Source organism: Streptomyces cellostaticus, assembly GCF_001513965.1.
Lineage (GTDB): Bacteria > Actinomycetota > Actinomycetes > Streptomycetales > Streptomycetaceae > Streptomyces > Streptomyces cellostaticus.
Window position 1 is genome coordinate 1 of the sequence record NZ_KQ948040.1, and the last position, 13,542, is coordinate 13,542.

The 13,542-nt window shown below is 71.9% G+C and carries 11 protein-coding genes; 4 read left to right on the forward strand and 7 right to left on the reverse strand.

Annotation, left to right across the window (positions count from 1 at the left end):
- Positions 1 to 63 precede the first annotated feature (63 nt).
- The 7 genes from AQI88_RS33840 to leuA all read right to left on the reverse strand — a co-directional run bounded on the left by AQI88_RS33840 (position 64) and on the right by leuA (position 9,189).
- A complete protein-coding gene (locus tag AQI88_RS33840) occupies positions 64 to 531 on the reverse strand; it encodes a hypothetical protein (protein ID WP_067006714.1) in 468 nt (155 codons plus the stop codon).
- 379 nt (positions 532 to 910) lie between these two features.
- Positions 911 to 2,152 (reverse strand): sialidase family protein, encoded by a 1,242-nt coding sequence (locus AQI88_RS33845; RefSeq protein WP_067006717.1) that lies wholly within the window; start codon positions 2,150 to 2,152, stop codon positions 911 to 913.
- Positions 2,153 to 2,155: 3 nt separating this feature from the next.
- Positions 2,156 to 2,815 carry a response regulator transcription factor gene (locus tag AQI88_RS33850; protein ID WP_067006720.1) on the reverse strand — a complete coding sequence of 220 codons (660 nt, stop codon included), beginning with the start codon at positions 2,813 to 2,815 and terminating at the stop codon, positions 2,156 to 2,158.
- On the reverse strand, positions 2,812 to 3,999 hold the full coding sequence (locus AQI88_RS33855; protein WP_079057982.1) for a sensor histidine kinase: 1,188 nt from the start codon (positions 3,997 to 3,999) through the stop codon (positions 2,812 to 2,814). The genes AQI88_RS33850 and AQI88_RS33855 overlap by 4 nt, the downstream gene beginning before the upstream one ends.
- Positions 4,000 to 4,045: 46 nt before the next feature.
- Positions 4,046 to 6,121 carry an MMPL family transporter gene (locus AQI88_RS33860; RefSeq protein WP_107118743.1) on the reverse strand — a complete coding sequence of 692 codons (2,076 nt, stop codon included), beginning with the start codon at positions 6,119 to 6,121 and terminating at the stop codon, positions 4,046 to 4,048.
- A 466-nt stretch (positions 6,122 to 6,587) separates the two neighbouring features.
- Complete coding sequence (locus AQI88_RS33865) at positions 6,588 to 7,283, reverse strand: TerB family tellurite resistance protein (RefSeq protein ID WP_067006723.1); 696 nt, start codon at positions 7,281 to 7,283, stop codon at positions 6,588 to 6,590.
- Positions 7,284 to 7,467: 184 nt separating this feature from the next.
- Positions 7,468 to 9,189, reverse strand: a complete 1,722-nt coding sequence (gene leuA, locus AQI88_RS33870) for a 2-isopropylmalate synthase (protein ID WP_067006725.1) — start codon at positions 9,187 to 9,189, stop codon at positions 7,468 to 7,470.
- Positions 9,190 to 9,519: 330 nt separating this feature from the next.
- Here leuA and AQI88_RS33875 point away from each other — a divergent pair, with 330 nt between their 5' ends.
- From AQI88_RS33875 to AQI88_RS33890, 4 genes are read left to right on the forward strand one after another with little or no spacing between them, the layout of a single operon-like run.
- Entirely contained in the window at positions 9,520 to 10,581 is a 1,062-nt protein-coding gene (locus AQI88_RS33875) for a M4 family metallopeptidase (RefSeq protein ID WP_067006728.1), read from the forward strand.
- 20 nt (positions 10,582 to 10,601) lie between these two features.
- Positions 10,602 to 10,868: a protealysin inhibitor emfourin gene (locus AQI88_RS33880; RefSeq protein ID WP_067006731.1), complete on the forward strand. Its 267-nt coding sequence runs from the start codon at positions 10,602 to 10,604 to the stop codon at positions 10,866 to 10,868.
- A gap of 58 nt (positions 10,869 to 10,926) precedes the next feature.
- On the forward strand, positions 10,927 to 12,246 hold the full coding sequence (locus tag AQI88_RS33885) for a GH1 family beta-glucosidase (protein ID WP_067006734.1): 1,320 nt from the start codon (positions 10,927 to 10,929) through the stop codon (positions 12,244 to 12,246).
- Entirely contained in the window at positions 12,243 to 13,496 is a 1,254-nt protein-coding gene (locus tag AQI88_RS33890; protein ID WP_067006737.1) for an MFS transporter, read from the forward strand. Before AQI88_RS33885 ends, AQI88_RS33890 begins: the two co-directional genes overlap by 4 nt.
- Positions 13,497 to 13,542: the final 46 nt, after the last annotated feature.

Here is a 13,542-nt window from a genome sequence, read left to right on the forward strand (position 1 = left end):
CCTGCAGATCCGGCTGCCCACCGCCGCCACTCGGTGACGTTACTGCCGCCCCTCCCCCGTCAGTCATCCGGCCTCGGCACCCGAGTCCATGTCCAGCACGCCAACCACGCGGGTTCCGGTTCCGATTTCCGGCCCGTTCACCGCGACCGCCTCCGGCACGATTCCGACGACCGGTGGCAGCACCATTCCCCGCTCGCCGTCACCGGCGTCCACCAACACCCCGCACGGCAGACCGGCCTCGGCCACCGCCGACACACCCGCGTCCAGCACCGCGGCGCCCCACACCGCCCGGTACCGCCAGGTCCGGCCTGCCTCTGCCCGCGCCCTCGCATACCGAGCCAGCGCGGCCTCGTCGGTGAACGCGAGCAGCCACCGTGCCCCGTGCGTCTCCACCGTCAGGGCCGCGCCGTTCTCCCCGTACGGGACGAGGACGCGACGACGCCGGAACTCGCCCAGGCGCGTGCGGAACTGGCTCCGGTGAACCCTGAGTCGAACGGCCTGTTCTGCGGAGAGCCCAGACTCGGCCGTCATTGCAGTCGCCGATGCAGTCTGGTTTGCGGCAGCGAATGTGATGGAATTTGGGTGGGGCGGGGCCGCAGGGGAGGCCTCAGCGGGAGGCAGCGGTTCGCCGGCCGCGTGCAGCTCCGTCTGCTCCGCAATGTCCGACAATGCCGACCTGGGTGGATGCACCTCGGCTGAATCCGTCATCCCCGCCGACCCCGTCGGCTCAGCGCTCCCCACGGCGCCTTCCCCCTCACCGGAAGTGTCTTGATACGTTCGGCCGGTTTCATTCAGCGAACGACCTTCAATGCTCACATGCGGGGGCAATGCACACAACGCCCATCGGATCAACAATGAGCAAAGGACAGTCAACTGCCGTCATATCCGGGACAATTCCCGCAGAGCATGGCTAGGGCAGCCGCAGTCTCCGGAACTCGATCGTCTCGTACGCCCCCGTCAGCCCGGTCTCGTACAGGATCCCGACGGTGTCGCGGTCCAACTGCACGAGGTCGGAGTAGGCGGCCCGGCGCGCGGACAGTGTCAGGGCCTTGGTGAAGGTCGCTCCGCCATCCGTGCTGGACCACAGGGCCATCGCCCGGCGGGCGGTCGGCACGGACGGGCCGGAGAACAGCAACGGTGCGGTATGGCCCTGGAGTTGGAGGACACTGCCCTCGGTCACCGGGACGTCGTTGAGCGTGGGCTGGGCGGCGAAGGGGCGGTCGAGGGTGTGGCCGCCGTCGCTGCTGTAGGTGTCGAGCCGGTTGCCGGGGCTGGTGCCGTTCTGGTCCCGGGAGGCGATGTACAGGCGGCCGTCCGGGAGCTGGGCGGCGCCGGTCTCGTTGGCGTTGGTCACGCCGTCGTAGGTGTCGTCCACGAAGCCGAGGTGCCAGGTGCGGCCGCCGTCGTCGCTGTAGAGGGCGTGGGCGCCGTAGTACCGGGACTCCCGGCCGGTGTCGGAGGAGCCGGCGGGCGGGGCTGCGGAGTGGTCGGCGGGGACGAGGAGACGGCCGGCGTGCCGGCCGCGGGTCAGGGCCAGCGCATGGCCGGGGCCGGTCGCGTACCAGCGCCAGCCGGGCCGCTTCACCTCGGCCGTGATCTCCTGCGGGGAAGTGAAGTGGCGGCCGTCGTCCCAGCTGCGCTGTACGAACACCCGGCGGCCCTGCTCCGGCGCGACCTTGCCGCGCATGATCCGGTCCTCCGTCACGGCCCCGCTGTTGTAGGAGGTCACCAGGATCACCGCGCCGGTGCGCGGGTCGACCACGGGTGCCGGGTTGCCCCGGGTGTCGCCCTGCCCGGCGGCCACGACCGTCTGCGGGCCCCAGGTGCAGCCGCCGTCGGTGGAGCGGCGCAGGACGACATCGATGTCACCGCTGTCGCCGACGCCGTCGCGCCGGCCCTCGGCGAAGGCCAGGACGGTGCCGGTGGAGGTCCCACCGCGCGAGTGTGCTCGAAGGTGGGGGGTGGTGATGACGGCCGCGGGGATGCGGTAGGTGGCGTAGCCGCCCTCCCCGGACACGTACGGCACCGAGGAGGCGCAGCCGTGCGCGGAGTGGGCGGGGTGGGCGGAGTGCGCGGAGTGGGCTGGGTGCAGGGCGGTGAGCGGGGTGAGGAACGCGGTGGCGGTGAGAAGGGCGCGGCTCAGCGGGGTCACGCCTCATATGCTCCCCGGAACCACCAGCCCCGACTCGTAGCCCACGATGACGAGCTGGGCGCGGTCGCGTGCCCCGAGCTTGCCCATGATCCGGCTGACGTGGGTCTTCGCGGTGAGCGGGCTCAGCCCCAACACCTCTGCGATTTCAGTGTTGTTGAGGCCCCGGGTGACCAGCGTCAGCACCTCCCGCTCGCGGTCCGAGAGGCACTCGGGGCCGCCCGTCGCAGGCGCGGAGGGGCTGCGCAGAAACCGCTCGATCAGGCGTGCCGTCGGGCCCGGGGAGAGCAGCGCCTCGCCCGCGGCGATGGTGCGGATCGCGTCGAGCAGGTCCGCCGGACGGGTGTCCTTGACCAGGAAGCCCGAGGCGCCGGCGCGCAGCGCATCCACGATGTGCTCGTCGGTGTCGTAGGTGGTGAGGACGAGCACCTTCACCCCGGCCAGGTCCTCGTCGGCGGCGATCAGCCGGGTGGCCTCGATGCCGTCGAGGCCGGGCATGCGGATGTCCATCAGCACCACGTCGGCGCGCTCGGCGCGGGCGAGGTCGACGGCCTCGCGGCCGGTGGCGGCCTGGCCGACGACCTCCATGTCCGGCGCGGTCTCGACCAGCATCGCGAACGCGGCCCGGACGAGGGTCTGGTCGTCGGCGAGCAGCACCCGGATCATCTCGGCCCTCCCAGGGGCAGTACGGCCTTCACCTCGAAGCCCTTCGCGTCCTCGCGCGGTCCGGCGTCCACCGTGCCGCCGACGCTGCGGGCCCGCTCCCGCATGCCGACGAGGCCGAAGCCTGGCAGACCGTCGCCCGCGCCCGAGCCGTCGTCGGTGACGTGGACGCGCAGGGCGCCGTCGTCCTCGTGCACGCGTACGTGCACGGTCACATCGTCGCGGCCGCCGTGCCGTACCGCGTTCGTGAGCGCCTCCTGCACGATCCGGTAGGCGGCGGCCCCCACGGCGGGCGGTACCTCCTCCGCGGTGACCGTGAGCTTCACCTCGGCGCCCGCGGCCGTCCGCGCGAGGTCGACCAGGCCGTGCAGGCCGGGCAGCGGGCCGCGGGAGTCCGGGGAACCGGGGTCGCGCAGGACCTCCAGGGTCGTACGGAGTTCGCCGCGGGCCGTACGGCAGGTCTCGGCGATGTCGTCCAGGGCCTCGGCGACAGCGGCCCGGTCCAGGCGGCCGGGGTCGGCGCCCAGGACGTGGGCGGCGACCGAGGTCTGCACGCCGATGAGGGTGATGCTGTGGGCGAGCAGGTCGTGCAGGTCGCGGGCGATGCGCAGGCGTTCCTCGGCGACCCGGCGGCCGGCCTCCTCCTCGCGGGTGCGTTCGGCTCGTTCGGCGCGTTCGAGGGCGGCGGCCGCGTTCTCCCGGTGGACGCGGATGTAGCCGCCCAGCACGAGCATGGAGACGATCCAGCCGGTGATCTGGAACGACACCGCGAGCCCGGCCATGCCGTGGTCGATCTTCAGGACCAGCATGAGCCCGACGACGGCGCAGCCGATGGCCGCCGTGCGCCGGGGTCCGCTGCTGACCGCCACCGTGTAGAGGACGACCATGGAGGCGGCGGTCGGCGCGGAGTGGTTGTAGTTCTGCTGGTGGTAGAACGCGATCAGCGGGATCGTGAGCGCCAGCACCGCGAGCGGCGCCCGGCGGCGCCAGGCCAGCGGCACGTGGAGGCCGAGAAGCAGGGCCCAGCCGAGCGCGTCCGGGTGCCGTCCGCTGCCGACGGTCACCGCGATCACGGAGGCCAGGGTGGCGAGGCCGACGGCGAGGTACGCGTCCTGCCGCAGCGGGCCGAGGATCGCGAAGGCCCGTCGGGGCCGGACGGCGGTGATGGTTGCCTGCACGGGACTCATCTTCCGGTAGGCGGGTGCCCCTGCCGAGAGCGGGGGCACCCGGAGGTCAGGCCACGGGTTCCGGGACGCGCTCGCGGCCCGCGGACGGCGCCTTGGACAGCCGCCCCGGCCACCACACTCTCCTGCCCAGCGCCACGCTCGCGCTGGTCACCAGGTAGGTGCGGACGAGGAAGGTGTCCAGCAGGACGCCGACCGCGATGACGAAGCCCAGCTCGACCAGCGGGACCAGCCCCATGTTCGTCAGCACGGCGAAGGTGGCGGCGAGGACGAGCCCGGCGGAGGCGATGACCCCGCCGGTGGTGCGCAGTGCCGTCAGCGCGGCGGCCGCGGGCTCGGCGCCCCTCAACGACTCCTCCCGCATGCGGTGCATCAGGAAGATGCCGTAGTCGACGCCGAGGGCGACCAGGAACACGAAGGACAGCAGGCCGAGACCGGGATCGGTGCCGTGGAAGCCGAACAGCGGTCCGAACACCAGCCCGCCGACGCCGAGCGCCGCGCCCCACACGGCGACCACGGCGGCCACCAGGATCAGCGGCGCGACGAGGGAGCGGAGCAGGACGATCAGGATCAGCAGCACGGAGAGCAGGACGATCGGTACGACGACCAGCCGGTCGCGGGCGTCGGTGTCCTCCAGGTCGAGCTGCTGGGCGCTGGGCCCGCCGACGTAGGAACCGGGCAGTCGGTGCCGTAGCGCCTTGATGGTGGCGGTCTCGGCGGCGGACTGGGGCGGGGCGGACGCGGTCACCGTGATCTCGGTCCAGCGGTCGCCGGTGCGGCCCGCCACGGCGCTCACCACTCCCCGGGTGCCCTTGACCGCCGCCAGCGTGGTGTCGGCGCGGCCGGCCGGGGTGAGGATCTCGATGGGCTGCGCGGACCGCTCCGGGTAGGCCCTGGCCACCGTCTCCATGGCCGTCACGGAGTCCGGCCGGTCGACGAAGGCGTCCAGCTGCTTGAGGGAACCGGGCAGGTTCAGCACGCCCAGTGCGAGCGCGCCGAGCAGGACGGCTCCGGAGGCGAGGACGGTCAGCGGGCGGCGCCCGGCCGAGGAGCCCATCGCGGCGAACAGCGACCGGCGGGCCGTGGGCGTGCTGCCGTGGGCGGGCACGAGCGGCCAGAAGACTCGGCGGCCCAGCAGGACCAGGACGGCAGGGAGCAGCGTCAGCATCGCGGCCAGCGCGCACAGCACACCGACGGTGCCGAGCGGGCCCATGCCCCGGCTGGAGTTGAGATCGGCGGCGAGCAGGCACAGCAGCCCCGCGGCGACCGTGCCGGAGGAGGCGAGGACGGCGGGCCCGCAGCCGCGCAGCGCGGCCCGCATGGCGTCGTACGGCCGCTCGTGGCGCCGTAGCTCCTCGCGGTAGCGGGAGACGAGGAGCAGGGCGTAGTCGGTGCCGGCGCCGAAGACGAGGATCGTCATGATGCCCGCGCTCTGGCCGGAGACGGTGGTGCCGAAGGCCTGGTTGAGGCCGTAAGCCGCGGCCCGGGCCAGGAAGTCTCCGATACCGGCGACCACGAGCGGGACCAGCCACAGCAGGGGGCTGCGGTAGATGAGGATGAGCAGGATCGCGACGACGGCGACCGTGGTGTAGAGCAGGGGCCCGCCGAGGGAGGCGTACACACCGGAGGCGTCGGTGGCGAGGGCGGCCGGGCCGCCCGCCTCGACCGTCAACCCTCCTGGACCGTGGGCGACTTGGCGGACGTCGTCGACGAAGGCGTCGCGTCTCTTCTCGTCCGTGCCGGGCTCGTTGCTGCTGACCGGGTACATCAGGGTGGTGCCGTCGGCGGACGGGATGCCCCGCGGGGCGGTGGACAGGGTGTGGCGGTGGGCGATCGTCGCCACCTGGCGTCCGGCCGTCGTCCGGTCGGCGGCGGTGAGGCCGCCCGCGCGGTGGTAGACGAGGACCAGTTCGGTGCTCTCGCCGCCGGGCAGCCGGTCCTGAAGCTTGGCCACCTGCGTGGAGTCGGCGGACGCGGGCAGATAGTCGGTCGCCCGGTTGTGCTGGACGTCGGCGAGCCTGGCAGCGAACGGCCCCGCCACGGCCAGCAGGACCACCCACAGGCCCAGCACCAGCAAGGGCAGCCCCCGCCGCCCCTCTGTCACACGTGTTCTCGCGGCCCCCATGGAAACGGGCCCTCCCTCCGAAGCGGATGTCTGAATACGGCTCCCAGACTTCCTCCGGAAAGCGCCGCGTTCGTCGGACGTGGGGGCGAGTTCGGGGGTACTGCGCGGGGTGACCGGCCGGGCGGACTACTCCCTGGGGAGTATCGCGAGAGCGCGGGTCAGGGGCGTGATTTACGCGGGGAGGTTCCACACAAGGGCGGGTCGGGCGGGGGCGGATCAGTCGGGCGCGGGCCGGGCGGGCGCGAGCCAGGCAGGCACAGACAGGACGGGCGCCAGACAACCGGACGCCAGCCAAGCAAGCGCGAGCCAACGGGGCACCCTCAGCCCGGCGCGAGCCAGCCGAACGCCGCCAACCCGACGCAAGCCAACGGGCGCTGTCAGGACGACGCGAGTCAGCCCGGCGCCAGCCAAACAAGCGCGAGCCAACCGGGCGCCCTCAGGCCAACGCGAGTCAGCCCGGCGCCCATCAGGACGGTGTTCTTGCCGCCGCCAGTAGTCGGTTCACGTCGTCGGTGCAGATGGTCAGGGCCGCGCCGATCGTGGCCAGTGCGTCGCGTTCGGCGGGTGTGTAGGGGCCGTCGGCCAGGGCGATGCGGGCCGCCTGGAGGAGGAGGGCCTCGCGGCCGGGCGGGGCGAGGTGAGGGGCGAGCGGGTCGAGGGCCTCGTGCAGCTCTATGGCGAGGCTCGCGCCGCACGGGCCGCCGAGGACCCGGCCGGTGTCGGCGGCGAGGGCCTCGACCAGGGCGGCCAGCTGGTCCTCGGCGCAGTCCTCGAAGCCGGCCGCGCGGACGGTGGCGGCGGCCGTCTCCAGGGCCGTACGGGAGGAGGTGCCGCCCGCGGCCAGGACGGCGAGGGCGACGGTGTGCACGGCGTCGCGGAGCATCGCGGAGAAGCGGCGGGTGGTGGGGTGGTCGAGGACGTCGGTGCCGAAGTGGTGGCGGCAGGACGCGCACTCCACGACGGGTCCGGTCGCCCCGCGCGGCAGCACGGGCACCCCGAGGAGGGTGAAGCGGCGGCGCCCGGTGAGCCGCTGGTAGTTGCGGTCGCCTCCGCAGCCGGGGCAGAAGAACTCGCCGTCTCCCACGGGTGTCCATGCGGTGCGGGTGCCCAGAATGCGCACAGCTCTGGTGGCACGGTCGTCTCGTCCCCGTACTGGCAGCACGTCGCACCTCCGTAACGACGCGGCAACATCGCCGCGCTGGCGTGATGTTAGCCACATCACGGAGGCTGAGTCAGTACCCCGTACGAGACCTTTCCGTGACCTCGGGGGTGCGATGGCCGATAAGTGACGGGGCCCCAGCCGCCGTATACGACGACTGGGGCCCCGAAACGGCCGGTCAGAGCGTTCAGCGGGCCGCGCGGTTCACTGCGGAGACGACCGCCTTCAGCGACGCACGCGTCGTGTTCGCGTCGATGCCGATCCCCCACAGGACCTTGCCGTCGATCGCGCATTCGATGTAGGAGGCGGCCTGCGCGGAGGCTCCCTCGCTCATCGTGTGCTCCTGGTAGTCCAGCAGGCGTACGTCGATGCCGATGGACTGCAGGGCGTCGAAGAAGGCCGAGATCGGGCCGTTGCCGGAGCCGGTCAGGACGGTGTCCTGGCCGTCCACCGTGGCCTCGACCGTCAGGGTGTCGACGCCGTCCGTGTCCGTGGTCGACTGGCCGGTCCTGACCTGGATGCGTCCCCACGGGTTCTCGGGGTTCGGCAGGTACTCGTCCTGGAAGACCGACCAGATGGCGCCGCCGGTGACCTCGCCGCCCTCGGCGTCCGTCTTGGCCTGGATGAGCTTCGAGAACTCGATCTGCATCCGGCGCGGCAGGTCCAGCTTGTGGTCGTTCTTCAGGACGTATGCGATACCGCCCTTGCCGGACTGCGAGTTGACGCGGATGACGGCCTCGTAGGAGCGGCCGACGTCCTTCGGGTCGATCGGCAGGTACGGCACCGCCCACTCGATGTCGTCCACCGTGACGCCCTTGGCCTTGGCGTCGGCCTCCATGGCGTCGAAGCCCTTCTTGATGGCGTCCTGGTGGGAGCCGGAGAAGGACGTGTAGACCAGGTCGCCCACGTACGGGTGGCGCGGGTGGACCTCCATCTGGTTGCAGTACTCCCACGTACGACGGATCTCGTCGATGTCGGAGAAGTCGATCTGCGGGTCGACGCCCTGGGAGAACAGGTTCATGCCCAGGGTGACCAGGTCGACGTTGCCGGTGCGTTCGCCCTGCCCGAACAGGCAGCCCTCGACGCGGTCGGCGCCGGCCATCAGCGCCAGCTCGGCCGCCGCCACGGCCGTACCGCGGTCGTTGTGCGGGTGGACGGAGATGCAGACGTGCTCGCGGCGGGAGATGTTGCGGCTCATCCACTCGAAGCGGTCCGCGTGCGTCGACGGGGTCGAACGCTCCACCGTGGCGGGCAGGTTGAGGATGATCTCGCGGCCCGGACCCGGCTGGTAGACGTCCATGACCGCCTCGCAGACCTCCAGGGCGAAGTCCAGCTCGGTGTCCGTGAAGATCTCCGGCGAGTACTGGTAGCCGAACTCCGTCTCCGGGCCCAGCAGCTTCTCGGCGTACTCCATCACCAGGCGGGTGCCGTCGACGGCGATCTGCTTGATGTCGTCCTTGGAGCCGCGGAAGACGACCCGGCGGAAGACCGGGGCGGTGGCGTTGTACAGGTGGACGGTGGCCCGGCGGGCGCCCTTCAGGGACTCCACGGTCCGCTCGATCAGGTCCTCGCGGGCCTGGGTCAGGACGGAGATCGTCACGTCCTCGGGGATCGCGCCCTCTTCCTCGATGATCGAGCGCACGAAGTCGAAGTCGGTCTGGCCGGAGGCGGGGAAGCCGACCTCGATCTCCTTGTAGCCCATCTTGACCAGCTGGTCGAACATCCGGCGCTTGCGCTCGGGCGACATCGGGTCGATCAGGGCCTGGTTGCCGTCGCGCAGGTCGGTGGAGAGCCAGCGGGGGGCGACGGTGATGCGCTGCTCCGGCCAGGTGCGGTCCGGGATGTCGACCTGCTCGTAGCGGCCGTACTTGTGGATCGGCATGGAACTGGGCTGCTGGCGGTTGGCCATGATGGCGTGGGCTCCTCAGGATGTCCGGAAGGACGGCCGACGACGCAACGCCAAAGCTCCGCGGGGAGGGAGTCGGCCTCTTACAGGCCCTCGCCGCGGCAGCTAAGGAGAAGCAGCCCGAAACGCATGATGCTCCGCAGCCTAGCCGAGCCGCGCCTGGTGCGCGGGCCTGTATCAGTATGCGGAACCGGCAGAACAAAATGGACAAATGGTGCGCCATATCACGTTCGCTACACAGTGCGAGCGTGGAGTCACCAGATTGTCACCCTATTTCACCAATCACAGTCGCAGGTAGTGACACCGGCATAACTCAGTGCAAGGGTGCCGGGCATGACGACCAACGGGGGCTCTGAGCCCGTCTTCTGCACGATCGTGCCACCGCACGTCCTCGACAGACTCGCCCAGCACGAGGACGACGCCATCGCCGGTCCCGCGCGGCGCACCCTGGAGCAGGACGCCCTGCACCGCACCCGGCGCAGGATCACCGCGGTCCGCGGCGCCGCCGCACCCTCCGGCACCCCGTCCGACAAGCCGGACCGCACCATCTACGACGCCGAAGGCGCCGAGACCCTGCCGGGCAAGAAGGTGCACGCCGAGAACGACCAGCCCGCGCAGGACGCGACCGTCAACCGCGCGCACGCGGGCCTCGGCGCCACGTTCGAGCTGTACCTCAAGGCCTACAACCGGCACTCGATCGACGATGCGGGACTGCCGCTGATCGCGACCGTCCACTACGGCGAGAAGTACGACAACGCCTTCTGGAACGGCGAGCAGATGGTGTTCGGCGACGGCGACGGCGAGCTGTTCCTCGACTTCACCATCCCCGTCGACGTGATCGGCCACGAGCTGACCCACGGCGTCACCCAGTACACGGCGAACCTGGAGTACTACGGCCAGTCCGGGGCGCTGAACGAGTCCGTGTCGGACGTCTTCGGGACGCTGATCAAGCAGTACGCCCTCGGCCAGACCGCCGACCAGGCCGACTGGCTGATCGGCGCCGGCCTGCTCGGGCCGAACGTCCACGGCGAGGCGCTGCGCTCGATGAAGGCACCGGGCACGGCGTACGACGACCCGAACCTGGGCAAGGACCCGCAGCCCGCGACGATGGAGCACTACGTCCGCACCAGCCGCGACAACGGCGGCGTGCACATCAACTCCGGCATCCCCAACCACGCCTTCTACCTCGTGGCCACCGCGCTGGGCGGCAACGCCTGGGAGAGGGCGGGCCAGATCTGGTACAACGTGCTGACCGGCGGCGATCTCAAGCCGGAGGCCCAGTTCGCCGACTTCGCCACACTGACCGTCAAGGCGGCCCGGGAGCGGTACGGCGCAGGCGACGAGATCCAGGCCGTGCAGAAGGCGTGGGCGCAGGTCGGGGTGCCGGCGACGTAGTTCTGTACTAGACAGTCCCCATGCGTATTCAGGTACGGCGCACGGGCGGTTTCGCGGGCATCGAGCGCCGGGCCGAGGTGGACACCTCGGGCCGGCCCGACGCCGCCGAGTGGCAGGCCCTGGCCGAGCGCGTGCTCGCGTCCGGCCGGGGCACACCCCCGGCCGGGGTCCCGGACGGCTTCCGCTACGAGATCACGGTGGACGGCCGGACGGTGTACGCGGCCGATCCCCGGCTGACCGAGGAGCAGCGGCAGTTGGTGTCCCGGGTACTGAAGGAAGGTGCGTAACCAGCGGTTCACGCCGGGGCGTTGACTTCCGTTACCGGGGGTAAGGATGATCCCGGCCATGGCGACTGATGCAGGCAACCCGATCACCCGCTTCCCGGCCGGCTTCCTGTGGGGCGTCTCGACCTCCGCCCACCAGATCGAGGGGGCGGCGAAGGAGCGCGAGGCGTCCGTGTGGGACGTGTTCACGGCCGAGCCGGGGCGGGTGAAGGACGGCTCGACGGCGGCGGTGGCCTGCGACCACTACCACCGCTACCGGGAGGACGTGGCACTCCTGGCCGGTCTCGGCGTGGACGCGTACCGCTTCTCCGTCTCCTGGCCCCGGGTGAACTCCCCCGGCGGCCTGGACTTCTACGACCGGCTGGTGGACGAGCTGTGCGCGGCGGGTGTACGGCCCGTCCCCACCCTCTTCCACTGGGACCTGCCGGCCTCGCTGGACTGGCTGGAGCGGGACACGGCGGCCCGGTTCGCCGACCACGTGTCCGTGGTGGCCGAACGCCTCGGCGACCGCGTCACCAAGTGGATCACCCTCAACGAGCCCGCCGAGCACACCCTGCTGGGCCACGCCTTGGGCGCCCACGCCCCCGGCAGGCAGCTCCTCTTCGACGCCCTCCCGGTCGCCCACCACCAGCTCCTCGCCCACGGCCTCGCGGTGCGGGCCCTGCGCGCGGCCGGGGCGGGCGACATCGGGATCGCCAACTCCCACGGCCCGACCTGGCCCGCCTCGAAAGACCCGGCCGACCTGGAGGCGGCGGCCTTCTACGACGTCCTCCTCAACCGTCTGTTCGCCGACCCGGTCATCCTCGGCGCCTACCCCGAGGGCCTGGGCGAGCTGATGCCGGGCGACGTCCAGGCGGACCTGAAGGTCATCGGCGAGCCGGTCGACTGGTACGGCATCAACTACTACGCGCCGACCCGGGTGGGCGCCCCGCAGGGCACCGAGATCGAGTTCGGCGGCCTGACCCTGCCTGCCGAACTCCCCTTCTCGGTACGGGAGATCGAGGACCGCCCGGTGACGGACTTCGGCTGGCCGGTCGTCCCGGAGGGGCTGACGGAGCTGCTCACGGGCTTCCGCGACCGCTACGGCGACCGGCTCCCGCCGATCGTCATCACCGAGAACGGCTGCTCCTACGAGGGCATCGACGACCAGGACCGGATCGCCTACCTGGACGGCCATGTCCGCGCGCTGCACGCGGCGCTGGAGGCCGGTGTGGACGTGCGCGGCTACTTCGTGTGGTCCCTGCTGGACAACTTCGAGTGGGCGGAGGGCTACGCGCGCCGCTTCGGCCTCGTGCACGTCGACTTCGCGGACCCCACCCTGAAGCGCACCCCGAAGGCCTCCTACCACTGGTTCCGGGACGTGCTGCGGGCGCAGAGATGACCACCGCCCGGGCCGCGGCCGCGCTCGCCGAGCCCGCCGAGCCGGTCGGCCGGGGCTGGACCGCGGCCCTGTCGCTGGCCAACGGGGCGATCTGGGTGGGCTGGTTCGGCCCCTTGCAGATCCTGCTCGCCTCCCAGGCGGGGGACTTCGCGCCCGGCTCCGGGATGTCGAAGGAGACGGTGCTGGCGTGGGTGACGGGGGCGGGCGCGGTGGTCTCGCTCCTCGCGAACCCCTTCTTCGGCGCCCTGTCGGACCGTACGACCGCCCGCCGGGGCCGCCGTACCCCGTGGATCGTGGCCGGTACGGCGGGCGGCGCGCTCTCGCTGCTGCTGCTCGCGGGCGCGGGCGGGCTGTGGACCATGACGCTGGGCTGGTGCCTGGTGCAGCTCACGCTGAACGCGGCCTTCGCGGCGGTGACCGCGGCCGTGCCCGACCGGGTGCCGCGGCTGCAACGGGGCGCGGTGGGCGGCTGGTTGGGGGCGGCGCAGATCCTGGGGGTGGTCGGCGGTACGGGCCTGGCGACGGCGGCGGGCGGGGTCGGCGCCGGGTATGCGGCCTGTGCGGTGTTCGCGGTGGTGGGCGTGGTGCCGTACGTGCTGCGGTACGAGGATCTGCGCCTCGCACCGGCGGACCGGCCGCCCTGGTCATGGCGGGGGTTCCTGACGGGCTTCTGGCTGAGCCCGCGCCGCCATCCCGACCTGGGCTGGGCGTGGCTGACCCGGTTCCTGATCAATCTCAGCAACTCGCTGGTGCTGCTGTACCTCCTCTACTACCTGCGGGACCGCCTGCATTACGCCGACCCCGACCGGGGCGTGCTGATCCTGACGGCGGTCAACGGCCTGACGCTGATGACGACGGTCGTCTTCGGCGGCGTCTGGTCGGACCGGGTGGGCCGGCGCAAGCCCTTCGTGGTGTGGTCGGGCGTGCTGATGGCGGTGGCGACGGCGGCGCTGGCCGGCTGGCAGACCTGGCCGGGCGCGATCGTGGCGGCCGCGGTCCTGGGGGTCGGCTTCGGTGTGTTCACCTCGGTCGACTTCGCGCTGATGACGGACGTCCTGCCGAAGGCGCTGGACCGGGGCAAGGACCTGGGCGTGATCAACGTGGCCAACGCCCTGCCGCAGGTGACGGCCCCCGCCCTGGCCGCGCCGATCGTGACGTACCTCGGCGGCTACCGGGTGCTGTACCTGGTGGCGGCGGTGGTCGGGCTGGCGGGGGCGGTACTGGTGGGGCGGATCCGGGGGGTGGAGTGAGCCAGGGCCTGTCCGGCGTATCAGGGCGTCGACGCGATGGGGGTCC